Here is a 26,504-nt window from a genome sequence, read left to right as displayed (position 1 = left end):
AGCTCGGACTCAGTTTGCTCCCCCACAGTGATCACTCGGCGGCCGTCCGGCTGGGACGCGCCCACGACGAAGGGAATCAGCGACGATGACCGAGCTCGACACCGGTGAGCCCACGGCCCGGGAGCCGCAGTCCGAAGCCGGCCGCCGTACTCACGCGAGCCGCCGTAACTTCATGCGCAAGGTCTTCTTCGCCAGCGGTGCGACGGCCGTCGCCACGATGGGCGGCGCCGGGGCCTGGGCCGCACTCGCCGACGACACGACCGCCGCCGCGGACGCCACGGCGAGCGCCTCGCCGAGCGGTGCCCCCAGCGGCGGTCCGGGCGGCGGCACCGGCGGCCCCGGCAACCAGTCGATCACCGAGGAGTTCTTCGGTCTCACCACCGACGGCAAGCGGATCGACGATCTCTTCACGATCCACTCCACGAAGGTGGCCACCGCTCCGGTGATCTCGGCCGCGAACGCGTTCCTGGCCGGGCTCAGCGACACCCAGAAGTCCTCGACGCAGTTCACGGTGCACTCCACCGAGTGGCGGCTGTGGAGCAACATCGACTCCTACGATCGCCAGGGTGTCTCCCTCGCCGACCTGACGGATGAGCAGCAGGCGCTGGGCACCGCCTTGTTGAAGGCCGCGCTCAGCGCCGACGGCCTGGAGACCACGGAGAAGATCCGGAAGATCAACCAGGCGGCCGGCGAGGCGATCGGCAACACCACCGCCTTCAACGAGGACGCCTACTACTGGACGGTGATGGGCACCCCGTCCACGACCGAGCCCTGGGGCTTCCAGTTCGACGGTCACCACCTGGTCGTCAACTACTTCGTGCTCGGCGACCAGGTCGTCATGAGCCCCTGCTTCTGGGGCTCCGAACCGACCTCCATGGAGATCGACGGCGAGACCGTCACCGTCTGCCACGAGGAGGTCGTCGCGAGTCTCGCCTTCGTCAACTCCCTGACCGAGGCACAGCAGAAAGTCGCCATCGAGTCCTCGACCAAGTCGAACGAGTCCATGAAAGCGGGCGCGTTCTCCGACAACACGGTCCAGGCGTACACGGGCCTGCGCGGCAACTCCCTCACCGGCGCGCAGAAGACGAAGCTCCTCGGCATCGCGCAGGCCTTCGTAGGCCGCGCCAAGGCCGACGCCGCCAAGGTGACGCTGGCCGAGATCCGCAAGCATCTCTCCGACACCTACGTCACCTGGGCCGGCGGTACCGGTGACGACGACGCCTTCTATGTCCGGGTGCACAGCCCGGTCGTGTGGATCGAGGTGGACTGCCAGGCACCGGGCCCGCTGCGCGGTGCCTACGGCGGCACCGAGGGCACTCCCACCCAGATGCACGTCCACTCCGTCATCCGCACCCCGAACGGCAACGACTACGGAAAGGAGCTCCTCAGGCAGCACTACCTGACGTCGCCGCATCACCGGTGACGCGCGCGGCGTGAACATCCCGTCATCGTGAAGGGCCGCACCCGTCGCGGGTGCGGCCCTTCACTGTGCGCGGCAGACGGTCGGCGGAGCCCTACCGACGCCTTCCGTCAACGGCGCAGTTTCACCTTGCTGAGCGCGGCGACGCCGAGGGCCGCGAGGGCGATCTGGATGAGCCACTCGACCCAGTCGACGCCGTCGGTGTCGGCGACGTCCAGGCCTGAGGCGATGCCGGTTCCGATGAACGCGGCGACGATACCGATGGCGATCGTCCACAGGATGCCGATGCGCTGACGGCCAGGAATGACGAGCCGGCCGAGCACACCGATCACGATGCCGATCACGATCGCGCTGATGACGCCTGAAATCTCCATGGGCGGTATGCCACCCCTCACTCGTTGGTGACGTACGAGTGCCCGTTCGAGTCGATGCCACGCAGATCCGTTTCACGGCCGCGAAATCGGCTGCGGGCAGGGCCGGTCAAGGCATACCGTCCGGCTGTGCGTTGATCTCCCGGGCGGCGGCCGAGTGCCGCCGCGGACGGTAGGGGCGCCCCGACCGCGGGGCCGCCCCCACAGCCATGCCGCAGGCCTCCCTGGAGATCACCCCATGACCGCTCGACAACTCCTCACCTACGACTCCTTCGTGACGCTCGCCCTCGCCGACCCCGACGTCGTCGGCCTGGTCCTCAAGGGCTCCCGCGCCCATGAGGGCATGGTCACCGAGCACTCCGACCACGACCTGTACGTCGTTCTCGCCGACGCCGCGACCACGGATCTCACCCGGTTCCAGGGCTATCGCACCGCCGGGCTCGATCTCGTCGTCATCTCGCTCACCGAGTTCCGCACGGCCGGCATGCCCGGCTTCGAGCGCTACGCCCTGGCCCGCGCCCGGATCGTGCTCGACCGGCTGGACGGCGGCATCGCCCGGATCCTGGCCGCCAAGGCACTCCTGGACGCCGACGAGGCCGACCGGGACGCAGGCGGTTGGCTCGACGCCTACGCCAACTCCCTCTACCGGTCCCTCAAGAACGCGCGCGACGGCCATGGCCTCGCCGCCCGCCTCGACGCCGCCGACAGCGTGCGGTTCCTGCTGGAGCTGCTCTTCGCCCTCGACCGCCGCCCCCGTCCCTACAACAAGTACCTGGAATGGGAACTCGCCCGCCGTCCACTGCCCGGCTGGGACACCGGCCTGCTCCTCGACGCCGTGGACCGCATCGCGCGGACCGGCGACGTGACCCTGCAACGCCGCCTCTTCACCCGCGTCGAGTCGGCGGCCCGACAGACCGGGCACGGGGCGGTGCTGGACGCGTGGGGAGCGGACCTCGCCCTGATCCGGAGCGACGAATGAGGACGACCCATGAGTGACAAGGCCCGGATCCTGTTCGAAGCCCTCGACCTCGACCAGAACGGGACCCTGAGCCAGCAGGAGGTCATCATCGCCCTGCGGTCGAAGGGACCGACGCTCGCCGTGTCGGGGGCCCTGCCGTTCTGGGCCGTGGGGGACGCCGACGCCTCTTCCGCGCTGTTCGACGCCGCTGACCAGAACGGCGACGCCGTGCTGACGCTGGAGGAGTTCGCGGCCGTCGTGGACCGTCGTTTCGGCTTCCCTGGGCGATGGTGCACAGCGTCGTCGCGGCGAGTACCGCCAGGGGGCGCTCGCGGCGCAGGGGCAGTGCGGCGCAGGCCACGGCGGCGAGCGCGATGCCGAACCACAGGGGCGGTGTCCCGGACACCACCGCCCGGGTGAGAGGACACCGGCGACGGTGAGGGCGAACAGCAGCACCAGTGTGGTGGCCTCGACGGCTTGGGGACGGGTCGCCGCCCGCCGCTGCCAGCTGTGGCTCATCGCGCTCCGAGAAAGGTTCGAGGACAGTCCTCCTCACACACCACGGACCGCGGTGCCGTCTCGCGCAGGGGCGGCGCAGTACGAACCGTGCCCACCGGGATCCGCCGTTGTCCTGCGTCGACGAAGTCGCGGCCCCGTTCTTGCGGGTACGGCGGGGCAGTACGGCGTCGGGCCACATGCCCAGCAGCGCGGGGACCAGGGTGAGCGCGATCAGCACGGCGACGACCACCGCACCCGCGGCGCACAGCCCCATCTTGGCCAGCATCGGAACGCCGATGACGGTCAGGCCGGCCAGTGCGATGACGACCGTGAGACCGGCGAACACCACGGCGGAGCCGGCCGTGCCGACGGCGAGGCCGGTCGCCTCCCGCGGGTCGTGTCCGTTGGCACGCTCCTCCCGGTAGCGGGAGACCACGAAGAGGGCGTAGTCGATACCGACCGCCAGGCCGAGCATCGTGGCGAGCGTCCCGGTGGTCAGGGAGAGGCCGAAGACGCTGCCCAGGGTCATGATGGCGGCCATGCTGACGCCCACACCGATGATGGCGGTGAGCAGCGGAAGGCCGGCCGCCGCGAGGGATCCGAAGGTGATCAGCAGGACGACCGCGGCGAGGGCGATACCGATGGCCTCGGAGACGCCGCCCGCCGCGGGCCGGGTGGCGAGTGCGGTGCCTCCGGCCTCGACCGTGAGGCCGGAGTGGCGGGCCTCGTCGATGGCCTTCTCCAGCGCGGCCTTGTCGGCGTCGGTGAGATCGTCCGCCTTCACCCTGTAGTCCACCGTGGCGTAGGCGGTGGAGCCGTCCTTGCTCACCGCGCCCGCCGTGAACGGGCTTGTGGCGCCGGCGACCTGGGGCTCGTCGGCGGCCTCGGCGACGAGCGACTCGATGGCGGCGCGGTGGCCGGCCGCCGTCACCTTCTCCCCGTCGGGTGCGGTGAACACGATCCGCGCGTCGGCGCCATTGGCGTCCCCGCCGGGGAAACGCTCCCCGATCAGGTCGAAGGCCTTCTGCGCCTCGATGCCCGGCATGAAGGACGTGCCGTCGTCGGAGGCGGCGGGCGCCTTGGCGGCGCCCAGGCCGACGGCGCCGAGGACCACGGCCCACAACAGCGCCACGAGCAGGCGCCGCCGGAAGGCGGCCCGGCCCATCCGATACAGGAAGGTAGCCACGAGAAACGGATCTCCAGGTCTGGGTTCGGGTAGATCACCAGCCTGGCCGGACAGGGGGCATCGTGCTGGTGCTGGCACTCCCCGTTGGTGGCCCTGCACGAGGCGGGGCGCTCGTCTCCTCCTCAAGGACGAGCGCCGAATGCTGCGTGCGTAGGACGCGGGGCCCGGGATGCCGGACCGCTGCACGCCCTAGGGTGGTGGGCCCGCACCATGGGCCCACCACCACCCGTCCCCGTACGAGAACTGACGGAAGAACACGACACGCTCCCGATGGACCAGATCCGTGCGCTCCTGCTGGAACACGACGACCCCAGTCATCTGGAACGACCCGCGGACTTCGACCAGGAGACCTCGCGGAACTGTTTCGCCCGGCTCGTGAGCGCCTGTCAGGAACGCTTCGGGCCGTCCCGCTCAGGTAGCCGGGGCCAGGACTCCAGTTTCTACGGTGTCATCGAGATCCCGGCGGACGCGACAGGCTTCGACAAGCCCATGGGGGTCGCGATGAGCAATTTCGGCACCTACTTCGTCACCGCATTCATGTATGTCGGTGAGGGAGACCTCTGTGAAGAGGGCCAGACCTGGAGCTGGCGGCGGTGCTCGTGGCCGCAGGCCTGGCCGAGGCCGAGGACGACGACGAGGAGCTAGGGAAGTCGGACTGGCACGACCGGTACTTCGATTACATGTGAGGCATCCGAGGCTCCGGCCCACGGTTCACCGCAGCCGGCGGGTCACCCGGTAGCGCCCTGACGGCAGCCGGTACGAGGCCACCCCGTCCGCGTGGCCGAGGAACCACACGCCCGCCGTTCGCGCCAACGGGGTCCGCCCCTCACGGACCGCGTCGGCGGACGCGGCCGGCAGGCGCAGGGTCGCCTCGCTGTTGGCGGGCACGACCGCGTCGTAGACCAGCGTCCGACCCTCGCCGTCGACGCTCCACTTGCTTCTGATCTCGCCGTACGGGGACTCGTACACCCCCGACACCCGTGTGATCCGGCCCGTCGGATCGATGTGGGGCTGGAGCAGGAAGCGCTTGAACCCGGGGCTGTCGGGGTCGCGGGCGATGCCGGCCATGTAGGCGTACATCCACTCCATGATCGCGCCGTAGGCGTAGTGGTTGAAGGAGTTCATGCCGACCGGGCCGAACCCGTCCTCCTCGGAGTAGGAGTTCCAACGCTCCCAGACGGTGGTGGCGCCGTTCTTCACCGAGAACAGCCAGGACGGCAGCGCGTCCTGGTGCAGCAGCCGGTACGCCAGGTCCGCGCGGCCCTCGTCCGTGAGGACGGGGGCGAGGACGTTCACGCCGAGGAAGCCGACGGACAGCGTGTTCTCGGCGTACCTGACCCGGATGCTGTTCGGGTGCGCGGCCTTGTAGGCCGCGTCGTTGCCGATGTTGTCGGCGAGGTGGGCGACCAGTGTGCGGCGTTGGGCCTCCGTCTCGTAGAAGCCGAGATTGAGGACCCAGAGCAGGGCCGTCTGGCTGTCGTCCTCCGTCTTCTGATCGGGGTCGGAGCCCGGTTCGATCGGGGAGGCGTCGCCGAGGCTGGACCTGACCGTGACCGTGCCGCCCTCGGTGCTCAGGTACTTGGCGATGAACGCCTGCTTGATCCGTGCGAACAGCCGGTCGTACGTCTCCCCTTCGCCCGTCCTGCCGATCGCGCGGGCCATCTGTGCCATCAGCCGGGTGCTGTAGCCGTAGTAGACGTCGCTCATCATCTGGGCGCTGGTCTTCTGCGGTCCCAGCCAGTCGCCGGTGAGAGAGCCCTGCCCTGCGTAGGTGTCGCCGGTCTGCTCCTGGATCCAGTCCAGGTAGCGGGTCATCGCCGGCCAGTTGTCCTTGACGACGGTCGCGTCACCGGTCATCTGCCACACGGTCCACGGCACGATGACACCGGCGTCCGCCCAACCGCTGCCGCCACCGGGGAAGTTGTAACGCCCGGTGGGGGCGACCCCGGTGAACTGGGCCTTGTCCATACCGTAGACGGCCTGGGAGTCGACGACCGTGTCCTGGAAGTGACTGAGGAAGACCCCGGCGTCCACGTTGTACAGGCCGGTCGTGGCGAAGACCTGGGTGTCGCCGGTCCAGCCGAGGCGTTCGTCGCGTTGCGGGCAGTCGGTGGGCACCCAGAGGTAGTTGCCGCGCTGGCCCCAACGGATGTTGCTCGCCAGCTGGTTGACATCGGGATCGTTGGTCGTGACGGTGCCGGTCTCGCGGATCGCGGACGTGGCGACCTTGCCGGTCAGACCGGTGACCGTGACGGTGTCCGTCGTGGTGACGGACACATGGCGGAAGCCGTAGAAGGTCAGGGAGTCCTGGTGGGTCTCGCCGTGCCGGTCGCCCTTGAGGATGTACGTGCTGGTGGCCTTGGCGCTGCGGAGGTTGGCCCGGTAGAGGGAGCCCTCGGGGCCGTCGGCGCCCGCGCTGTCGTCGTTGAGCATCTCGCCGAACCTGAACTCGACCTTGGCTCCGGCCGGTCCCCGCAGGCTGTAGCGGGCCACGCCGACCATGTTCTGGCCGAGGTCGAAGACGGCTGTCTCACCCCTGCCGATCGTGACCGGGGCGGAGGACGCCTTCGCGGGATCGGTCACCGTGCGGTCGGGATCCACGACGATGCGGCCCCTGCCGTTGGGGCTGCCGTCCTGTCCGGTCACCCCTGTGGCGACGGTGATCGACCGCGGTCGCCGGTCCCAGCGGTGCATGAAGCGTGCGGTCTCGCCGGGGTAGGCGAGGAGTTGCGCGTGCGGGAACTTGTCGTCGAAGGCGACCCGCTCCACGTCCGACCAGGCGGAGTCGTCGAATCCGTGCGCCGTCCAGCCCGGCAGCTCCCGGCGGGCGTCGTAGGTCTGGCCGTCGTAGATGTCGTCGGCGCGGTAAGGGCCCGTGTCGGTGGCCTTCCAGCCGCCGTCGGTCCCGGTGACGACCGTCTGCGATGTGCCGTCGGCGTACCGGATCAGCAGCTTGGCCTTGACGGCCAAGGCGTTGCCGTCCGGCGAGTAGTAGGTACTGCCGTCGGATATACGGCCGTTGTACCAGCCATTGCCCAGGACGAAACCGAGCGTCGCCTGCGCCCGCTCGCGCGTGACGAGGTCGGTGACGTCGTAGGTCATGTAGTTGACGCGCGCGTCGTAGTTCGTCGAGCCCGGGGGCAGCAGTTCGGTCGTGGTGGCGCCGTCCTGCGGGACGGTGACCTGGCGCCCGTTGACGTAGGCCTCGTACACGCCGAGCGCCGAGACGTACAGCCGGGCCTCACGGATGCGCTTGTCCAGGGCGGATTGCTTGCGCAGCATCGGCGCCCCGGGCGAGTTGGGGGTCCTCCCCTTCATCCCGATCCACTGCGCCCCGTCCCAGCCGGTGGCGCCGTCGGCGCTCAGGAGCCCGGTCTCGAAGAAGGCCGCGGGGGCGGTGCCCGCGGGGCGGCCCTCGGCGTCCCAGACGGTGACGGTCCAGTGGTAGCGGGTCGAGGCACGCAGCGGCTTGCCGTCGTACCGGACAGCGACGGAGTCGCAGGACCGGACCCGTCCGCTGTTCCAGACGTCGGCACGGGAAGAGGTCAGCCGGTCCGGGGAGGTCGCGAGGAGGATCTGGTACGCCCCCTGGCTCCACCCTCGGGTCGCGGACCGCGTACGCCACCCGAAGCGCGGCCTGCTCGCGTCCATGCCAAGGGGGTCGGTGCGGTGTTCCAGGGTCAGCCCCGACACCGGGCCGCGCTGCGCATGACGGGAGGCTTCCGCCGCCACGCCGGTCCCGGCTGTCATGAGGCCGGGCCCTGTCGACATGGCGCCGGCGGTCGCGGCGAGCACTGTTCGACGACGTACATGGCTCACGCCCTGGTCCTTTCGGTGTCGCGGACGTCGCTGGTGGTGAAGGTGTGCCGTCCCGAGCCGACGACATGGGGTGTGGGGTCGTCCGTGGGCATCCGGATCTCGGCCGTGGTGTTCGGCGGGAGTTCCACGTCGAGGCGGAAGCGGCCGTTCTTGCGGGTCCACCGCGCGGACACCACGCCGTACGGGGTGCGGTAGTCACCTTCGGCGTGGGTGAGATCGCCGACGGGGCGGGGGTCGATCACGAGTTCGCGATAGCCGGCCTTGCCGAGCGCCTGCCGGATGCCGACCAGGCCGCTGTGGAACCACTCCTCGATCTGCAGCAGGATCATGTGGTTCTTGGAATTGCCCATGTCCCACTGCTCGGGAACGGTCGTCAGGCCGCCCGGGTTGGCGGTGGTGGGGGCCATGAAGTAGCCGTAGCCCGGCCGGGTGTCCTCTTGGAGGACCTCCCACAGGACGTCGTCGCGGCCGCCCGCGTGCAGGGCACGCACGATCGCGGCGAGGCCGATGGTGCCGCCGCTGAAGTGCGGTCCGCCGCCGAACGGCCGGTGGGCATGGACGAGTTCGACCAGCGCGCCCAGGACCTTCCCGCGTTCGCCCTCGGGCACCAGGCCCTCGTCGAGCGCGAGCGCCTGCGCGGCCTGGGTCGCCCCGGTGGTGCCGTCGGTGTAGCGGCCCGACTCCGGGTGGTAGAAGGCGTCGTTGAAGGCGTCCTTGATGTGGGAGGCCAGGTTGCGGTACCCGGCCGCATCGGCGCTACGTCCGATCAACGCCGCCATCCGGGCCATCCGGTCGGCGATCTGGTGATAGCCCCAGGTCCCGGTGATGCGGCCCGAGGTGTTCTCACTGGCGATCCAGTCGGCGAGCGCCGCGTCGACGAGGTGGGCGTCCGCGCCGGTGCCGGCCTTCTTGGTCCTGATGTAGGTGAGGAAGGCCTGCATCTGCGGGTAGTAGCGGCTCATCGTCCGGGTGTCGCCGTACGTCTCGTACAGCAGCCACGGCACGAGGACGATGCCGTTGCCCCAGTTGATCTCGTCGCCGAACCGGCCGGTGTAACCCCAGTCGTACACCGGGGCCTTGAGCGCCACGTTGCCGACGTTGTCGCCGGCCCTGGACTGGCCCTCCGCGAGGTGGCGCTGCATGGTGCGCAGGTAGGCCTCGTATCCGAACGAGCGGTGAAGGGAGCCGAAGGGCTGGACGTAGTCGGCGGGGTAGGCGAGTTTCTCGCGGCCGGGGCAGTCCGTGAACGTGGACATGGTGTTGCTCATGATCGAGTAACGGGCCATGCGGTGAACGCGGTTGATCCGCTCGTCGGAGGTCCGCACGGTACCGGCCTGCGGCACGTCCGCGTGGATCTGCAGGCCGGTCACGGTGTCCTGGCTCGGTACGTAGCCCTCGGGCAGGCCGGTCACCTGGAGCCACTGCATGCCGAAGTAGTGGAACCGCGGATGCCACCGCTCGCCTCGCCGGTCGCCGTACGTCGTGTAGGTGGCGAAGACGTCGGTCCCGCGAGCGGCTCCGCCGCCCATGATCGACGCCTGGTTGACGGTGCCGTCGGCGTTGAGCGACTCGGCGGGATACAGCTTGACGGTGGTGCCGGCGGGAAGCGGGCCGTCGAGCCGGAGCAGTGGCCATCCGGCGAAGTTCTGGCCGAAGTCGAAGACCCACACGCCCGGTTGGGGCTGGGTGACGCCGACCGGGCGGAGCCGGTCGAGGACCCTGAGCGGCTCGGCGACCCGCCAGACCAGTTCGGTGGTGAGGTTGGGCGGCGGGGCGATGCCGGCGTCGACCCAGCCCACGGCCGTACCGTCGCGCCGCTTCGCCGAGTCACCGAGGTCGGCGCCGGGGGCGGTCCAGGCGGGCTGTTCACGGCGGGCGTCGTGGTCGGATCCGGAGTACCAGTTGGCGACGACGGTCGGACCGAGAGCCGCTCTCCAGGAGCGGTCACTGACGACGCTCTGGACCGTGCCGTCGGCCTTGGTGAGTTCCAGGCGGGCGATCAGCCGCGGGGAGACGGCGGCACCCGCGCTCGGGTCGGTGCTCGCGAGGGAGTTGCCCGAGGCGGAGACGGCGGCCCCGCTCGCGTGTGCCGAGGCGAGGCCGGGGTGGAAGGTGATGTCGGTGGTGCCGATCGCGGTGATGGTGCGTGATTCCAGGCGCTCGCCGCCGTCGCCGGTGTCGATGTCGACGGTGCCGCCGACGTGGTAGTTGGCCACGCTGCTCACCCGCACGGTGGTGGCGCCACGCTCGGCGGGCGCGACAAGGGTGCCGCTGCCCTTGAACTGGCTCTGCCACCAGCTGTACGGGGCGGTACGGCCGGTCGCGGGGTTGGTGACGGAGCGGGTCACCAGCGCTGTGCCGTGGCCGAGTTCGACGCCGAGGGTGTTGTCGCCGGGGCGGAGCAGATGCGTGACGTCGTGGACCCGGTACTCGGTGGAGAGCTGGTAGTTGGAGTTGCCCGGGGCGAGCACCTCATCGGTGACGGGACGGTCGTTGAGCCGGGCCACGTGCAGTCCTGCGCCCGACAGGTACAGCCTCGCCCTGACGACCCGTCCGTCGGTGCGGAAGGCGCGGGCGAACACGGGCAGCGGCTGGTCGACGGTGCGGCCCGGGTACTCGATCCAGCGGGCCCCGCCCCAGTCGGAGCGCTTGAGGAGGCCCGTCTCCCACGAGGCGGGCCGGCTCCACGGTGTCGCGTCGCCGTCGGTGCTCCACACCCGTACCTGCCAGACCACCCGCTCGCGCGAGGCCGACGCGGGTCCGCGCCACAGGACATCGGTCTGGGCCGAGGAGTGGACCTTGCCGCTGTCCCACAGCGGACGGCCCCGGTCGAGGTCCGCCTCCGTGCGCGCGGCGCGAATGCGGTAGGCGGACTGCGTCCATCCCGCTCCGGCTCCCACCACCCGCCAGCTCAGTCCCGGGGCGGGGTCGTCGACACCGAGCGGCTCGTCCTCACGGCCGTCCACGGCCAGACCGGTGACCCTGGCTCCGTGTCCGTGGTCCTCCTCGTCGGCGTAGGCCTTCTGCGCGGGCGAGACGGCCAGTCCCGCCGCGGAGACCGCCATGGTGCCGACCATCTGTCTACGGCTCAAGGTGCCCCTCACGATGTCGCTCATGGTCAGCTCCCGGCCTTGTAGTCGGTGTCCATCTCGTCGAGGAGCTTGTCGGGGGTGGACTGGCCGCTGAAGATCTCCTGGAGGCCGGCGAGCATGGTCTGCTGGACCTTGGCGTTGGGCCAGAGCTGGTCCATGAACGGCACGGTGCGGTTGGAGGTGATGAACGTGGACAGTTCGGCCAGGGCCGGGTCCGCCGCATATCCCGTGTCCGGAAGGCTGGGCAGGCCGCCCTGCTTCTTGACGAACAGGTTCATGCCCTCGGGCGACATCACGAAGTCCACGAACTTCAGGGCGAGTTCCGTGTTCTTCGCCTTGGCGTTGACGCCGTAGCCGGCGCCCGCGGCGGCCGGGATGAGGGTCCGGGACGGGTCGTCGGTGGCCGGCAGCGCCTTGAGCGTGAACGTGCCCTGCGGGTTCTTGCCCTTCAGGAGGGCGATCACCCAGTTGCCCTGGATGATGCCGAGGGTCTTGCCGGTGGCTGCGAGGGCCTGGCTGGCTTCGTAGTTGGTGCCCAGCGGATTCTTCTGGAAGCAGCCGTTCTTCTCCATCGTCAGGTACTTGTCCAGGGCGGTGGTCCACTGCGACTTGGCGAAGGTGGCCTCGCCGGACCGCATCTTCTGGTCGAAGTCACGGTCGGGGCCGTAGACGGTGGTGGCGACCAGCGCGTACAGGACGAGCTGGGTCACCCAGTTGTCCTGGTTGCCCAGGGCGAAAGCCGGGGTCCCCTTGTCCTTCGCTGCCTTGCAGAAGGCCAGCAGGCCGGTCCAGGTGTCGGGTGGGGTGAGGCCGGCCTTCGCCATGGCCTGCTGGTTGTAGACCGCGCCGATGCCGTTCTGCCCGAAGATCGCGTTGTACGTCTTGCCCTCGTACTGGGCGACGCTCTTGATCGCGTCGGGCATCTTGGCGGCCCAGGGCTGGTCCGACAGGTCGCGCAGATAGCCGGGCTCGGCCAGGACGTGGGTGGCGCCGGGGTTGCCGTTGCCGGGCCAGACCGACATCACGTCGGGTGCGGTGCCCGAGGACAGCTGGGTGCGGATCTGCTGCTGGTACTGGTCGGCGCCGCTGGTGGTGTAGCGGACCTTGACACCCGGATTGGCCTTCTCGAACGCCTTGACGACGTCCTCGACGGAACCCTGGTCGACCGAGGCCAGCGTCAGCGTCTTCGAACCGCCGCCGGATCCCCCGGCCTTGGTGCCGCCGCTACAGGCGGCCAGCAGGGCGCCGGCCGTCAACGCGGCGATCAGTACCGGCAGTGTGCGTGTCTTCATGATGTCCCCCTCGGGGAAGAGCCACCGGGCCTCGGTGACGGGTGGACCTCGGGTGTCATCCGCGCAGCCCGCCCGCGAAGCCGTTGATGATGCTGCGCTGGAGCAGGAAGTAGACGAGCAGGACGGGCAGGATGCTGATCACCAGTGCGGCGAAGATGAGGTTCCAGTCGGTGACGTACTGGCCGACGAACCCGGCGATGGCGACCGGCAGGGTCTGCTGGGCGCTGCCGCTGAGGTACAGCAGCGGGGTGAAGAAGTCGTTCCAGACGGCGACCGTGTTGAGCACGAGGGCGGTCACCGTGATCGGTTTGAGCATCGGCAGGACGATGTAGCGGAAGCCCTGGAGCGGTGTGCAGCCGTCGATCAGGGCTGCGTCCTCGAAGTCCCGGGGCAGGGCGCGCAGGAAGCCGACGTAGAGGAAGACGGTGAACGGCACCTGGAGGCCGGAGTAGAAGAGGACCAGGGCCCAGGGGGTGCCGAGGAGTCCCATGTCGCGCATGGTCTGGTACAGCGGCAGCGCGGCCAGTTGGAAGGGCAGGACCAGGCCCAGGAGGAACAGCAGATACGTGCCTCGCGACCAGCGGGCCGCCACGCGGGCCAGCGGGTACGCCGCGAGCGAGGAGACGGCCAGCACGATGGCGACGCTGCACGCCGTCACCAGCACGCTGTTGGCCAACGCACCGCCGAGCGCGCCCTGTTGCCAGGCCTGCGAGAAGTTGTCCAGGGTGGGCGAGGCGGTCGGGCTGATCGGCGAGGAGGTGTCCGACGCCGGTCGCAGGGCCATGTTGACCAGGACGTACACCGGGAAGCCGACGACCAGGGCGGCGGCGATCATCGCCAGTTCCAGCGCGAGGGTGCGGCGGCGGTAGCGGATCATGTCATGGTCCTCTCGTTGCGGGACAGCACGAGGTACTGACCGGTCGAGACGACCGCCACGATGATCGTGAGGACGACCGCGAGGGCGATGCTGTAGCCGAACTCGCCGAGTGTGAAGGCGTCCTTGTAGATCAGGGTGGAGAGGGTGTCGGTCGCGTGGCCGGGGCCGCCGCCCGTCAACGCGTAGACCTGGTCGAAGAGTTTGATACCGCCGATGATCGACAGCATCAGGTTGATGGTGAGGGCCGGGGCGAGCAGCGGGCGGGTGACCGACCAGAAGCGGCGCACCGGGCCCGCGCCGTCGATGGCGGCCGCCTCGTGGATCTCCTTGGGTACGGACTGGAGTCCGGCCAGGAAGATGACCATCGAGTAACCCGCGTACTGCCAGACGATCACCCCGATCACCGACCACAGGGCGAGCCGCGGACTGCCCAGCCAGTCCTGCCGCGAGCCGTCGAGTCCGACCGCGCCCAGCGCGCTGTTGACCGCGCCGTCGGGTCCCAGCAGGTTGCGCCAGAGGTAGGCGGTGACGATCGGCGTGATCACGGCCGGAGCGAACAGGAACACCCGGAGCGCATTGCGGGACTTGATGGCCGAGTTGACCCCCAGCGCCAGCAGCAGGCCCACGGCGTTCTGGACGACCGTGATCGACACGGCGATCAGCAGCGTGTGCCAGATGGCCTGGGTGGCGTCCGAGTCGCTGAGCATGGCGGTGAAGTTGTCCAGGCCGACGAACGCGAAGTCGGGATCGAGGCCGTCCCAGTCGGTGAAGGCGTAATAGACGCCGCGAGCACTCGGCACCAGGACCACGAAGGCGAACAGCAGTATCGCGGGCAGCGCGAACCACCACGGCGGTCCGGCACGCGGCCGTCGGATGCGTGGAGCCGTCGCGGTGCCGGTGTGCCGGTCGGGGTCCGGGAGCTGCTCCTGCGGGGCGAGAGCCATCTGCAACCCCCTTTCTTGAAACGTTTCACGCGGATCGTTGAACGGTTCTGCACCGGTCGGACGCCATGGGGTTCCTGGTGTGTGTGGGTAACGTTGCCCAAAGGGTGTGCCAGACCCTAAAGAGCCTCCCCCGCGACGTCAAGATGCCGCGCACACTGCGCCTTTGTTACGGCGACGAAGGCGAGAGCCCTCGCCGAAGACGCTCTTGAAACCGGGAATCCGCCCTACACTCGGCGGCAACGTTTCCCGGAGAGGCAAGGACCGGATGGAGCCGCCAGCACCGCGTCGCAGGGTCACCATCGTCGACGTCGCCCGTCACGCCCAGGTGTCGACCACCGCAGTGTCCAAGGTGCTGCGCAACGCGTACGGGGCGAGCCCCGAGATGCGCGCGAAGGTGCGCCGGGCGATCGACGAGCTGGGCTATCGCCCTCATGCGGGCGCCCGGGGCCTGCGCGGGCAGACCTACACGATCGGCGTGATGCTGCCCGACATCCGCAACCCGTTCTTCCCCGAGATCCTCGACGGCATCACCGCCTCGCTGGAGGACACCGAGTACCAGGTGTTCCTGGGTCCGGGATGCAACGGGGAGAAGGCCGAGGCCCGCGTCACCGAGGCGATGATCGACCGCGGCATGGACGGCATCATCCTGGTCGCCCCGGTGTCCTCACGTGCCCATCTGGAGCGCGTCGGCACCGCGGTGCCGACCGTCGTCGTGGGCCGGCACGGATCCTCTTCGGCGTACGACACCGTGGCCGACGACGACGTCGAGGGTGCGGCCCTGATCGTCGGCCACTTCGCCGCGCTCGGGCATCGCCGGATCGCCCACATCGAACACCACGAGACCGACCCGACACGCCTCACCGAGATGCCCAACGCCCGGCGCGCGGACGGCTATCGCCAGGCGATGCGGAAGCAGGGGCTGGAGGAGTGGATCGACGTGATCTCCACCAGCTACACCCAGGAGGGCGGCTACCGGGGCGCGCGGGAACTGCTGGCCCGTCCGGTCCGGCCCACGGCCGTCTTCGCCGGGGCGGACATCGTGGCCATGGGTGTGCTGGAGGCGGTCGCCGAGGCCGGACTGTCGGTGCCCGGCGACCTCTCGGTGGCCGGCTACGACAACACCACGTTCGCCGCGTTCGGCCCGATCTCCCTCACCAGCGTCGACCAGGCCGGCCGCGAACTGGGCCGAAACGCCGTCCGTCTCCTCCTGGAACGGATCACCGACCGCGGCCGCCACTCGGCCCAGGTCATCCTCTCCCCCACGCTCGTGGCGCGGCGGTCCACGGCGCGGTTGACGGAGTAGGGCGCCGACACCCCCGCCTCAGGGTCCGCGATACGCCGCGCGCACCCATCACGGTAACAAGTAGTTGCGTAACTCACGCAAAGCCTTCTTCGGGCCGAGGGTCCCACTCACCGGGACGGAAAACCCGCCTGTCCTGCGGACACGTTAATTGTACCGACCGGCAGGTCTATCTTTCCGGCTCCTCCGCTCATCCCTGGAAGGCCACCGATGTCCCAGATACAGACCCCCTCCCCACCAGCGCCCGAGAGACCACGATCCAGCGCACGCAACACGCTGGTCGTCGTCGCACTCGTCTGGACCGTCCAACTCGTCGCGCTGATGGCCGCGTTGTCCGGCATCGCGCAGGCCGAGGTGGCGATCCACTTCCGGACCACGGAGATCGCGTGGTTCACCCTGATGACCCTGCTGACCGGCACCTTCTTCCTGCCGTTCGCGGTCAAGGCCGCGGCCCTGTTCGGCAAGAAGAAGGTTCTGCTCGTCGCCACCGGGCTCGGCTTCGTCGGCGACCTGATCGCCGCCGTCGCCACCGACTACCGCACCCTGCTGATCGGGCGCGGCATCGCGGGCGTCTACGCGGCCACGGCCCCGCTGGCCTATGCGATCACCCGCGACGTCTTCCCCCGCCGCTGGGTCGGACTCGCCAGCGGCATCCTCGCCGGCGGTGTCGGCCTCGTCGCCTTCGGCGGCCCGTTCCTGTCCGGCTGGCTCCTGGACGACTACGGCTTCCGCGGCGTGCTGTGGTTCATGGCCATCAGCACCGCCGTGAGCTTCGCCCTGGTGGCCGTCTTCGTGCCGGAGAGCCCGGTCCGTGAGCGGGGCGGCCGGATGGACTGGACCGGCGGGCTCCTCCTCGGCGCAGCGGTCACGGCGATCGTCTACGCGGTCGGCCAGGGCTCGCACTGGGGCTGGAGCAGCGCGAAGTTCGCCGCGTATGTGATCGGGGCGGCGATCACGCTGATCGTCTTCGTGCTCGTCGAGCGGCGGGTCGCCGAGCCCCTGTTCCCACTGACCATGACCCGACGCCGCCAGGTGTGGACCGTGCTCCTGGCCACGTCGGTGGCGGCCGGCGCGCTCAGCGCCGTCGGCGTCGTGATCCAGATGCTGATCCTGATGCCGCAGATCCCCCACGTCTCCGAAGGCCTGGGCTGGTCCGGCACCCACAACGCCATCGTCACCAGCCCCATCAGCGCCATGATCATCATCGCGGCCGTCGGCACCGGCTGGCTCGCCCGCAAGGTGGACTCGCGCATCCTGCTGGGCAGCGGCTCCGCCCTCACCGTCCTCGGCTACGGCATCGGCACCCAACTGCACCACAGCGCCCCCCAGATCGTCGGCATGGGCCTGATCGCGGGGCTGGGCACGGGCATGGTCATGGCCATCGTGCCCATCATGATCATCGAGGTGGTCACCCCCGAGGAACAGGCCCTGGCCAACGGTGCGCAGACCCTCGGTCAGGGCGTCGCCCAGATCGTCGTCTCGCAGCTGGCCTTCGTGGTGATGGCCCAGCACGGGGCGGTCATGCAGGGCACTCAGTTCTACCTCGACACCGGATTCACCAACGGGCTCTGGCTGGTGGTCGGTTGCTGCGCCGTGGGCACACTGCTCACTCTCCTCGTCCCCAGGAGCAGGCGCCTGGACGAGGCCGAGGTCGGCCAGGCGGCCTGACCGCACAGCGGGAACGGCTGAGGGCCGGGCGTGTTCGCCCGGCCCTCAGCCGTGTCGCGGCCTGCGGTCCTACGAGGCGGCGAAGCCGGCGTCCGGCCCGAACTGGTGCTTGAGGAAGGCGCCGGACCAGGCCATCAGGTCGGAGGGCACGTAGTAGCCCTTCTCGTCGTTGATCGCGTCCCAGTTCGCGGCCACGTCCTCGATGCCGGCCGGACCGTCCACGTGTGCGTAACCCTCGGTCGACGCGATGAAGAGACGGGCGAACCGGCCCGCGCCGGCCGTGTAGATCTCGCCGCTGACCGGGCAGCTCTCGTGGGCGAGGTACGCGACCATCGGCGCCACCGCGTCCGACGGCATGTACGGCTGCCCGGGCACCGCCTCGGTGGGCTCCTCCTCTGAGCCGCCGCCCATGCGGGTCATGGCCGCCGGGGCGATCAGGTTGACCTTGATGTTGTGCGGCTCCCCCGCCAGCTTCGCGCTGCGGGCGAGTCCGATCGTGCCGCCCTTGGCCGCCGCGTACGACAGGTTGTTGGGCAGTCCGAACACACCGCTGGACGTCGTCAGCACGACCCGGCCGTAGTTCTGCTCCACGAAGTGTGGCCAGGCGGCGCGCAGTGTGTTGAAGGAGCCGACGAGGTGCACGGCGAGATGGCGCTCCAGGTTCTCCGCGTCGACCTCCGGCAGACCCGCCCAGCGGATGATCCCGGCGTTGTTGACGAGGATGTCGATCCGGCCGAAGTGTTCGAGCGCGGTGCCGATGACCGCCTCACCCCCGGCCTGCGTGGACACGTCGTTCGTGTCGGCGACGGCTGTGCCGCCCGCCTCGGTGATCTCCTCGACGACCCGCTGCGCGGGCCCGGTGTCCGTGCCGTCACCCTCCATCGATCCGCCCAGGTCGTTGACGACGACCTTCGCGCCGCGCGCCGCCAGGAGGCGGGCATGGGCACGGCCGATGCCCCGGCCCGCGCCCGTGACGACCGCGACGCGTCCTTCGAAGCTGAACTCACTCATGGCTGACTCCTGTTGTACTGCGGCTCGGGATGCGGAACGGATGCGGGCCCCCGCCCGTACGGAAGGGACCCGCGGATCGATGGACGGTCGGCCCTGTCACCAGGTGACCGGCAGCTCACCGATGCCGAAGGCGAGTGCGTCGGCCGGACGGAACGCGAGCTCGTCACGGTCGACGGCGAGACGCAGGGTCGGGATGCGCCGGTAGAGGGTGCCGTAGACGACCTGGAGCTCGATACGGGCGAGCTGCTGGCCCAGGCACTGGTGGATCCCCCAGCCGAAGGCGTGGTGATGGGTCGCCTTGCGGGTGAGGTCGAGCTTCTCCGGGTCGGGGAACGCCTCCGGGTCCCAGTTGCCGGCCGGCAGCGGGACGATGATGCCGTCGCCCGCCTTGATCTGCGCGCCCTCGAACTCGAAGTCCTCGGCGGCGATGCGCCGCTGCCCGAACGTGGCGACGGTGAGATAGCGCAGGATCTCCTCGACCGCGCCCGCGGCGTCCCGGGTGTCCTCGATCTCGCGCAGCCGCGCGATCTGCTCGGGGTTCTCCAGCAGCAGAGCCGTGCCGAGCGTGATCATGTTGGCGCTGGTCTCGTGACCGGCGATCAGCAGGATCATGGAGAGCAGGGTGGCCTCGGGAAGGGTGAGGTCCCCTGCCTTGATCCGCGCGGCGAAGTCCGAGAGCACGTCCTCGGCGGGCTCGTCCATCTTCTTCTGGAGGAGTCCGGCCAGATAGCCGCCGAGCGCCTGGTTGGCCGCGGTCTGCTCCTCGGTGGTCTTGTCGCTGCGGGTGGCGAAGGAGGCGTGCTCCTGGAAGAAGTCGTGGTCGTCGTACGGCACTCCGAGCAGTGCGCAGATCATCAGCGAGGGCAGCGGCAGCGACAGGGCCGTCATCAGGTCGACCGGTTTGGGGCCCGCCAGCATCTTGTCGATGAGCTCGTCGGTGAACCGCTGGATGTCCGGCCGCAGCGCCTCCATCCGGGGGCGGGTGAAGGGGCGGGTCATCATGCGGCGGATCCGGGTGTGGTCGGCGCCGTCGGCGTTGAAGATCGTCAGCGGGTGCAGATGGGCGGTCTCCGCCATGGGCCGGTTGGGGAACGGGAACCCGGGCAGCTTGTCGTCCGAGCTGACCCGGGGGTCGGACAGGATCGCGCGCTGCGCGGCGTGGCCGGTGACGAGCCAGGGGGTGCTGCCGTCCCAGATGCGGGCCCGCGAGACGGGGCCCTTCTCGTTCAGGGCGCGTAGCCCCGGCGGCGGGGCGAAGGGGCACTTGGCGTCCCGGTCGTCCTGGTAGAAGTACGTCGCCTCGTCGGGCGCGTGCCGGGTGTCTGCCTCGGCCATGGTTCTCCTCCGGTGATGGGTGCGGGGGGAAGGGGTGAGGTTCGGGGGTTATTCCTCGATGCGGATGGCCAGGGCCGGGCACACCGCGGCGGCGTTGCGGACGTCGTCGGCCAGCTCCGTCGGCGGGTTCTCGTCGAGGACGACGACGATGCCGTCCTCCTCACGCTGGTCGAACACGTCCATGGCGGCCGACACGCACTGACCGGCGGCGACACACTTGTCCTCGTCGACGACAACCTTCATGGGACTTCTCCTGATCGTTCAGTTCGTGGGGGTGGCGGCGGCCTGCAGCCCGTCGACGATCGACCGGCGCAGCAGGCGGGCTTGTTTGGGCATGTTCCAGCCGAGGACACCGGTGACCCGGCCGTCGACCCGGTACCGGGCGACGAAGCGACGGGCCGTCAGATCCCCCTCGACGAGGTCCACTTCGGCGTCGACCGGCAGGAAGCCGTGCACCTGGAGCTTCGCGTCGTACTGGTCGGTCCAGAAGTACGGCACCGGCGTATAGGGCCGACTCTCGCCGAGGATCTCCGCGGCCACCGCCATGGCCTGCTCGGTGGCGTTGGTCCGGTTCTCCAGGCGGATGAGCCGGCCGAGGCCCTCGTGGTGCCAGCGGGCCACGTCGCCGACGGCGTAGATCCCCTCCTCCGCCCGGCAACGGGAGTCGCACACCACTCCGTTGTCGAGTTCGAGGCCGCTGTCGGTGAGCCACTCCGTCGCCGGTGTCGCGCCGATCGCCACGACCACGACGTCGGCGGGCAGCACCTCGCCGGTGGTCAGCCGCACGCCGGTGACCCGGCCTTCCGCACCGGTGAGTCCGGTGACGCCGTTGCCGAGCCGGAGCCTGACGCCGCGTTCGGTGTGCAGGTCGGCGAGTACGCCGGACACCAGCGGGCCGACCTGGAGCGCCATCGGCGCGGCCAGCGGTCCGGTGAGCGTGACGTCCAGGCCCAGGGTCCGTGCGGTGGCCGCGATCTCGGAGCCGAGGACGCCCTCGCCGACGACGACCAGCCGTGCGGCGGCCAGCAGGTCCTCGCGCAGGGCGAGCGAGTCGTCGAGGGTGCGCAGCACGTGGACGCCGGTCAGGTCGCCCTGTCCGGGCAGCCGCCGGACGCGTACGCCCGTGGCGATCACGATCGCGTCCGCCCGCAGCTCGCGCCCGGATCGCGTGCGCACGGTCCGTGACGCGGTGTCGAGGCCGACCGCCGGGTCGCCCAGCACGAACTCGGCGTCGAGCGCGGACAGTACGTCCTGTGTCCGCAGCGCGGCCCGCTCCGGCTCCCATGCGCCGGAGAGCACCTGCTTGGACAGCGGCGGTCGGTCGTACGGTGCGTGCGGTTCGTCGCCGAGCACCGTGATCCGGCCCTCGTAGCCCCTGCGGCGCAGCGCCTCCACGGTGGTCAGTCCGGACGCGGAGGCGCCCACTACCAGGACGTGGGCCGGGGGCCTGACGTCGTCGTCGATGCTCATGCGTGGCTCCAGTGCAGCGTTGGTGCGGTGTGTCGATGCGGGCCGGGCGGGCGGATCAGTAGACGTAGCGCCCGCCGTTGACACCGAAGGTCTGGCCGGTGACGTAGGCCGCCTCCTCCGAGACGAGGTAGGCCACGGCGTACGCGACGTCCTCGGGGGTGCCGGCCCGCTTCATCGGCATGGTGGCCGCGGCCGCCTCCACGTCGATGGGGCCCTGGCGGACCAGCGGGGTGTCGATGAAGCCCGGCGGGACATGGTTGACGGTGATGCCCTTCTCGATGTACTCGACCGCCAGCGCCCTGGTGAGGGCGATGACCCCGCCCTTGGACGAGGCGTAGTGGGCCATGGCCGGGGCGCCGGTCTGGGCGGAGGACGAGGAGATGTTCACGATCCGGCCCCACCCTGCTTCGAGCATGTCGGGGACGAGCTGCTGGGTGACCAGGAACGGGCCTTTGAGGTTGATCCCGATCATGCGGTCCCAGGAGGCCTCGCTGATGCTGGTGAAGGGTTCGTAGGCGGTGATCCCCGCGTTGTTGACGAGGATGGTGACCGGGCCGAGCTCCTCGCGGGTGCGCGCCGCGGAGCGGGCCACGGCCTCGGCGTCGGCGGCGTCCCCGCCCACAGCGAGGGCCCTGCCCCCCGCCGCCTGGATCTCGGCGACGGTCTTCTCCGCGCCCTCGGTGTTCAGGTCCCAGACCGCCACCGCGGCTCCCTTGGCCGCGAGCACGGTCGCGATCCCGCGTCCGATACCGCGGGCGCCGCCGGTGACGACCGCGACCTTTCCCTGAAGTGACATGCGTGCTCCTCGTATGAGTGGTGTGGCGTACTGACCGCAGTGGTCAGCCCTCCAGCGCCTCGCGGGCGGCGGTCCGGGCGGCGACGGCCCGGGGGAAACCGGTGTAACCGCTGGAGTGGTAGATGACCTCGGCGATCTCGTCCTGGGTCAGTCCGTTCGTCAGCGCGATACGGACGTGGGTCTTCAGCTCGGTCTCGGCCCCGAGGGCGATGAGGATGCCGAGCGTGACCAGGCTGCGATCACGCGGCGCGAGCCCCTCTCTGCCCCACAGCGCTCCCCAGACACTGGTGAGGCCTATGTCGACGAGGTCCTCCCCGAGGCGACCGTCCCGGAGGTCGAGGTCGCCGTCGGGGAACACGCCCGGCAGGGCGGATCGCATGGCCTTCCAGCCCGCGGCCCGCAGATCGGTGGATTCCTTGACGCCTTCGTCACTCATGTCTGACTCCCGTTGCGCGGCTTCGCGTCCCTGAGCGAAAGTTAGACCAGACGGTCGGTACAATCAATCTCCAGGGCGAGATTCACATCCATTGAATGAATCCGACCCCTCCTCTACTCTCAGCCTCATTATTCGACTGACCGGTCGAAACATCAATCCAGGCTCACGCGGGAGAGCACATGAGCGAAACCACGAAGACCGGCCCGGCGGACCAGGGCCTCGTAGATGTGCTGGTCATCGGCGGCGGCGTCACCGGCATCTACCAGCTGTACCGGGCCCAGGACTCCGGCTTCTCGACGAAGCTCCTCGAAGCGGGCAGCGGTGTGGGCGGCACCTGGTACTGGAACCGCTACCCGCAGGCGCGCTTCGACTCCGAGAGCTACACCTACGGCTACCTGTTCTCCAAGGAGCTGTGGGAGGAGTGGGAGTGGTCGGAGCACTTCGCCGGCCAGCCGGAGATCGAGCGCTACTTCAACTACGTGGTCGACCGCTTCGACCTGCGCCGTCACATCGTGTTCGGCGCGAAGGTGACCACGGCGGTCTGGGACGAGACCTCCGGCGTCTGGACCGTGCGCACCGAGGACGGCACCGAGCACCGGGCCCGCCATGTCGTCGCCGCGACCGGCATCCTCTCCGTGCCGTTCACCCCCGGCATCCCGGGGCGCGAGGACTTCCGCGGCGAGCAGCACCACACCGGCCGCTGGCCCAAGACTGCGGTGGACTTCACCGGCAAGCGGGTCGCCCAGATCGGCACCGGCTCCAGCGGCGTCCAGATCGTGCCCGCGATCGCCGACGAGGTCGCGCGGCTGACGGTGTACCAGAAGGTGGCCGACTGGCTGACCCCGCTGAACAACCGGCCGATCACCGCCGAGGAACAGGCCGGGCTCAAGGGTGACTTCGAGTCCATCCGGGACACCCTCAACACCTCACCCAGTGGCTTCCTCCACCAGATCACCATGCGTTCCGGTCTCGACGACACCCCGGAGCAACGCCAGGAGTTCTACGAGCAGAAGTGGAACAGCCCCGGCTTCACCAAGCTGTCGGAGCACTACTTCGACATGACCACGAACGCCACGGTCAACGAGGAGTTCTGTGCGTTCATCGCCGACAAGATCCGGTCCATCGTCAAGGACCCCGCGACGGCCGAGAAACTGATCCCCAAGGGGCACGGCTACGGCGGCCGGCGACCCCCGTTCGGCACCGGCTACTACGAGGCGTACAACAAGCCGACCGTGGAGCTCGTGGACATCAACGAGACGCCGATCGTGCGCATCACCGAGACCGGGATCGAGACCTCCGAGGGCCACCAGGAGTTCGACATCATCATCTGGGCGACCGGCTACGACTTCGGCACCGGCGCCCTCAACCGGCTGGGCGTGCGCGGCCGGCAGGGGCTGCCGCTGGAGGAGTACTGGGCCGACGGACCGTCCACCTACCTGGGCGTCACCACCGCCGGCTTCCCCAACTTCTACTTCCCCGGCGGGCCGCACGGCGCGCTCGGCAACAACCCGCGCTACTCCGGCGACCAGGTCGACTACGTCATGGACCTGATCGTGCACGCCCGCGACCACGGCCACGCCGTCGTGGAGGTGACCTCGGACGCGGAGCAGGAGTGGACGGACCTGGTCAACGACAGTGCGGGCCAGTCGTCCTTCCTCAAGAGCAGCTACTTCTACGGCGCCAACATCCCCGGCAAGCCGGTCAAGCAGCTGCTGAACCCGACCGGGCGGTGGAAGCTCCAGGAGCTGATCAAGGAGTCCGTGGAGGCCGACTTCCCGGCCTTCGCCTTCTCCAAGCCGGCCGACCCGGAGGCCTGAGTACGCAGAACGCCCGTGCCGCCTGGGGACCAGGGGCACGGGCGTCCGGGTCGTACGGGCGGTTCCGCTACGGCTGGAAGGTCGTGATCCGCTTGCGGAACTTCCACCCGCCGTCCTCGCGGACCAGCGTGTCCTCGTAGGCCCCGACGAGCAGCGGGGCCCAGCCGGCCTCGCCGCGTATGAAGAAGACGAGGCTGCTGGCGGCCGTCACCTCGTCACCGGGCGGCGAGGTGAGGACGGTGTTGCCGACGAGGTGCAGCTGCGGGGCCTGCGGGGCGAAGGCCGCGTAGCCCTTGCGGATCGCCTCGCGGCCCTCGAAGACGCCCTGGCCCGCGATCTCGGCGACACCGTCCTCGGTGAACAGTTCGGCAAGCACCTCGGTACGGCCCGCGTCCAGGGCGTGGGTGTACGCGGCTATCGCGTTCTGCACACCGGCCAGGGCCGCTTCGGCGGTTACGGTCATCGTGGGTCTCCCTAGGGTTCGGTTCAGGCCTGGTAGGTCGTGGCGCGTCGCTGGAGCAGCCAGGCGCCGTCGATGTGGCGGAAGGTGTCCTCGTAGCGCCCGACGACCTGGACCGTCCAGCCCGTGTCGCCGCGCTGGAAGAAGACGACGTCGCTCACGGCCGTCGCCTCGTCCTCGGCCGTGGGCGTCACCACGGTGTTGCCCACCAGGTGCTGCTGCGGCTGCGTCGGCGCCCAGCCCTTGAAGGCCGCCCGGAGCGCGTCGTGCCCCTGGACGGGGTCCATGCCCGGCAGCTCCAGGACCCCGTCGGGCGGGTACAGCGCGACGACGTCGTCGGTGCGGCCGGCGTCCTGGGCCTGGGTGTGCGCGCCGATCACGGCACGTACGCCCGCCGAGACCCACGCCTGTGTGGATTCGCTCATCGTCTCTCCAAGGATCGAGGTTTCGACCACCCAGTCTATTACTCAGCAACAGCCAATTTGAAGGCTCATACTCAAGCAGTCCTACTTGTTGACCGATCGGTACAATCCAAATAGCATGCGAACGGCTGTCGGACGGCCGTCAACGAGGACTGTCGGACTGCCGCCTAAGGAGGCGTTTTATCGTGACGAAGCGTTGGAAGCAGCGGCCGCCGGGCTCGACCTGGGGCGATTTCGGTGAGGACGACGAGCTGGGGCGCATCAACCTGCTGACGCCCGAGAAGGTCCTGCAGGGTGTGCGGGAGGTCGAGCACGGGGTCACCTTCAGCCTGAGCCTGCCGCTCGACTATCCGGGCGGGACCTCGCTGAACCAGCGCCGCTACCCGCCGATCCTGCGGCCCACCGAGGACCTCCAGCACCAGCAGGACGTCTTCTACAACATCCAGGCGAGCGAGCACTTCTCGCCCGACCTGATCGATGTGTGGTCCGACGACGTGGTCACGCTCTGGCTGCAGTACTCCACCCAGTGGGACGCCCTCGCCCACCAGGGTGCCGAGTTCGACGCCGACGGCGACGGAATCGCCGAGCCGATCTTCTACAACGGCTTCCGGCCCGGCGCCGACCTCGTCGGTCCGCAGGAGGACGCCAAGGGCGACGGCAGCGGGAGCCTGAGCTTCGCCCGCCACCTGGGCCTGGAGCACATGGCGCAGCACGGCGTCCAGGGCCGGGGCGTGCTGATCGACATCGCCCACCACCTGGGCACCGGCTACCAGCCGGTCAACTTCCAGCAGCTCCAGGAGATCATGGCGGCCGACAACGTCGTGGTCGAGCCGGGTGACATCCTCCTGCTGCACACGGGCTTCGCCACCCAGGTCCTCTCCTGGGCGAAGAACCCCGACCCGGTCGCCATCCACCAGACCGCGGCCTACCTCGACGCGGACGACCCGAAGCTGCTCGAGTGGGTCGCCGAGTCGCAGATCTCCGCGATCGCCTCGGACAACTACGCCATCGAAGGCGTGGGCGTCACCCAGGCCCAGGGCCCCCACACCCTGCTTCCCCTGCACCACCTGTGCCTGTTCAAGCTGGGTGTTCCCATGGGCGAGCTCTGGTACCTCAACGACCTGGCCGCCTGGCTGCGCGAGCACGACCGCAGCCGCTTCCTCCTCACCGCTCCCCCGCTCAACCTGCCCGGCACGCAGGGCAGTCCGCTCACTCCGGTCGCGACGGTCTGACTCATCAGCGATCGGATCCGCCGTCGGTCCATGTCCAGTCCTGCCGATTTGGCCGGGCCGGCGGCGGAACGCACAAGGGGATGGCCCCGGGATTGGTCCC

Annotated in this window: 21 protein-coding genes and 2 pseudogenes; 8 read left to right on the top strand and 15 right to left on the bottom strand. The window is 69.6% G+C overall.

What is annotated here, in order from left to right:
• Positions 1–85 precede the first annotated feature (85 nt).
• A complete protein-coding gene (locus tag TN53_RS19490; protein WP_046259825.1) occupies positions 86–1,423 on the top strand; it encodes a DUF3500 domain-containing protein in 1,338 nt (445 codons plus the stop codon).
• Positions 1,424–1,530: 107 nt separating this feature from the next.
• Here TN53_RS19490 and TN53_RS19485 read toward each other — a convergent pair whose 3' ends face one another.
• Positions 1,531–1,794, bottom strand: a complete 264-nt coding sequence (locus tag TN53_RS19485) for a GlsB/YeaQ/YmgE family stress response membrane protein (RefSeq protein ID WP_046259824.1) — start codon at positions 1,792–1,794, stop codon at positions 1,531–1,533.
• A gap of 235 nt (positions 1,795–2,029) precedes the next feature.
• Between TN53_RS19485 and TN53_RS19480 the strand changes: the two genes are divergently transcribed.
• Together TN53_RS19480 and TN53_RS48365 are read left to right on the top strand one after the other, a co-directional pair.
• Positions 2,030–2,770, top strand: coding sequence for a hypothetical protein (locus tag TN53_RS19480; protein ID WP_046259823.1), 741 nt, complete (start codon positions 2,030–2,032; stop codon positions 2,768–2,770).
• 9 nt (positions 2,771–2,779) lie between these two features.
• Positions 2,780–3,028: pseudogene (locus TN53_RS48365) on the top strand (EF-hand domain-containing protein); the annotation flags it as partial.
• A 307-nt stretch (positions 3,029–3,335) separates the two neighbouring features.
• Here the strand turns inward: TN53_RS48365 and TN53_RS19475 are convergent.
• A pseudogene (locus tag TN53_RS19475) lies at positions 3,336–4,433 on the bottom strand (MMPL family transporter); the annotation flags it as partial.
• 270 nt (positions 4,434–4,703) lie between these two features.
• On the opposite strand from TN53_RS19475, the gene TN53_RS19470 reads away from it, so the two are divergent.
• Entirely contained in the window at positions 4,704–5,078 is a 375-nt protein-coding gene (locus TN53_RS19470) for a hypothetical protein (protein WP_052745249.1), read from the top strand.
• 66 nt (positions 5,079–5,144) lie between these two features.
• Here TN53_RS19470 and TN53_RS19465 read toward each other — a convergent pair whose 3' ends face one another.
• The 5 genes from TN53_RS19465 to TN53_RS19445 all read right to left on the bottom strand — a co-directional run bounded on the left by TN53_RS19465 (position 5,145) and on the right by TN53_RS19445 (position 14,457).
• Positions 5,145–8,183: an alpha-L-rhamnosidase gene (locus TN53_RS19465; protein ID WP_046259875.1), complete on the bottom strand. Its 3,039-nt coding sequence runs from the start codon at positions 8,181–8,183 to the stop codon at positions 5,145–5,147.
• A 65-nt stretch (positions 8,184–8,248) separates the two neighbouring features.
• Complete coding sequence (locus TN53_RS19460) at positions 8,249–11,368, bottom strand: alpha-L-rhamnosidase (RefSeq protein WP_046259822.1); 3,120 nt, start codon at positions 11,366–11,368, stop codon at positions 8,249–8,251.
• A gap of 2 nt (positions 11,369–11,370) precedes the next feature.
• The gene (locus TN53_RS19455) at positions 11,371–12,636 is read right to left on the bottom strand and encodes an ABC transporter substrate-binding protein (protein WP_046259821.1); all 1,266 of its coding nucleotides are present in this window, start codon (positions 12,634–12,636) and stop codon (positions 11,371–11,373) included.
• Between the two features lie 55 nt (positions 12,637–12,691).
• On the bottom strand, positions 12,692–13,513 hold the full coding sequence (locus tag TN53_RS19450) for a carbohydrate ABC transporter permease (protein ID WP_046259820.1): 822 nt from the start codon (positions 13,511–13,513) through the stop codon (positions 12,692–12,694).
• Complete coding sequence (locus TN53_RS19445) at positions 13,510–14,457, bottom strand: carbohydrate ABC transporter permease (RefSeq protein WP_046259819.1); 948 nt, start codon at positions 14,455–14,457, stop codon at positions 13,510–13,512. Before TN53_RS19445 ends, TN53_RS19450 begins: the two co-directional genes overlap by 4 nt.
• A gap of 265 nt (positions 14,458–14,722) precedes the next feature.
• Between TN53_RS19445 and TN53_RS19440 the strand changes: the two genes are divergently transcribed.
• Entirely contained in the window at positions 14,723–15,760 is a 1,038-nt protein-coding gene (locus TN53_RS19440; protein ID WP_046259818.1) for a LacI family DNA-binding transcriptional regulator, read from the top strand.
• Between the two features lie 207 nt (positions 15,761–15,967).
• Complete coding sequence (locus TN53_RS19435) at positions 15,968–17,425, top strand: MFS transporter (protein ID WP_046259817.1); 1,458 nt, start codon at positions 15,968–15,970, stop codon at positions 17,423–17,425.
• 69 nt (positions 17,426–17,494) lie between these two features.
• On the opposite strand, the gene TN53_RS19430 is transcribed toward TN53_RS19435, so the two are convergent.
• From TN53_RS19430 to TN53_RS19405, 6 genes are all read right to left on the bottom strand, one after another.
• Positions 17,495–18,436 (bottom strand): SDR family NAD(P)-dependent oxidoreductase, encoded by a 942-nt coding sequence (locus tag TN53_RS19430; RefSeq protein WP_046259816.1) that lies wholly within the window; start codon positions 18,434–18,436, stop codon positions 17,495–17,497.
• A gap of 96 nt (positions 18,437–18,532) precedes the next feature.
• Entirely contained in the window at positions 18,533–19,771 is a 1,239-nt protein-coding gene (locus tag TN53_RS19425; RefSeq protein ID WP_046259815.1) for a cytochrome P450, read from the bottom strand.
• Positions 19,772–19,819: 48 nt separating this feature from the next.
• Positions 19,820–20,014, bottom strand: a complete 195-nt coding sequence (locus tag TN53_RS19420) for a ferredoxin (protein WP_046259814.1) — start codon at positions 20,012–20,014, stop codon at positions 19,820–19,822.
• An 18-nt stretch (positions 20,015–20,032) separates the two neighbouring features.
• Positions 20,033–21,241: an NAD(P)/FAD-dependent oxidoreductase gene (locus TN53_RS19415; RefSeq protein WP_046259813.1), complete on the bottom strand. Its 1,209-nt coding sequence runs from the start codon at positions 21,239–21,241 to the stop codon at positions 20,033–20,035.
• 55 nt (positions 21,242–21,296) lie between these two features.
• A complete protein-coding gene (locus TN53_RS19410; RefSeq protein WP_046259812.1) occupies positions 21,297–22,037 on the bottom strand; it encodes an SDR family NAD(P)-dependent oxidoreductase in 741 nt (246 codons plus the stop codon).
• A 43-nt stretch (positions 22,038–22,080) separates the two neighbouring features.
• Positions 22,081–22,473, bottom strand: a complete 393-nt coding sequence (locus TN53_RS19405) for a carboxymuconolactone decarboxylase family protein (protein WP_095046588.1) — start codon at positions 22,471–22,473, stop codon at positions 22,081–22,083.
• Between the two features lie 179 nt (positions 22,474–22,652).
• Here TN53_RS19405 and TN53_RS19400 point away from each other — a divergent pair, with 179 nt between their 5' ends.
• Positions 22,653–24,290, top strand: coding sequence for a flavin-containing monooxygenase (locus TN53_RS19400; RefSeq protein ID WP_046259811.1), 1,638 nt, complete (start codon positions 22,653–22,655; stop codon positions 24,288–24,290).
• Between the two features lie 67 nt (positions 24,291–24,357).
• Here TN53_RS19400 and TN53_RS19395 read toward each other — a convergent pair whose 3' ends face one another.
• Both TN53_RS19395 and TN53_RS19390 read right to left on the bottom strand, forming a co-directional pair.
• The gene (locus tag TN53_RS19395; protein ID WP_046259810.1) at positions 24,358–24,753 is read right to left on the bottom strand and encodes a nuclear transport factor 2 family protein; all 396 of its coding nucleotides are present in this window, start codon (positions 24,751–24,753) and stop codon (positions 24,358–24,360) included.
• A gap of 23 nt (positions 24,754–24,776) precedes the next feature.
• Positions 24,777–25,175 carry a nuclear transport factor 2 family protein gene (locus tag TN53_RS19390; protein WP_046259809.1) on the bottom strand — a complete coding sequence of 133 codons (399 nt, stop codon included), beginning with the start codon at positions 25,173–25,175 and terminating at the stop codon, positions 24,777–24,779.
• 182 nt (positions 25,176–25,357) lie between these two features.
• Between TN53_RS19390 and TN53_RS19385 the strand changes: the two genes are divergently transcribed.
• On the top strand, positions 25,358–26,404 hold the full coding sequence (locus tag TN53_RS19385; protein ID WP_046259808.1) for a cyclase family protein: 1,047 nt from the start codon (positions 25,358–25,360) through the stop codon (positions 26,402–26,404).
• Positions 26,405–26,504: the final 100 nt, after the last annotated feature.

This window comes from Streptomyces sp. WM6386 (assembly GCF_000972385.1).
Lineage (GTDB): Bacteria > Actinomycetota > Actinomycetes > Streptomycetales > Streptomycetaceae > Streptomyces.
The sequence above is the reverse complement of the archived record's forward strand: the minus strand, read 5'-3'. Positions and strand labels throughout refer to the sequence as shown.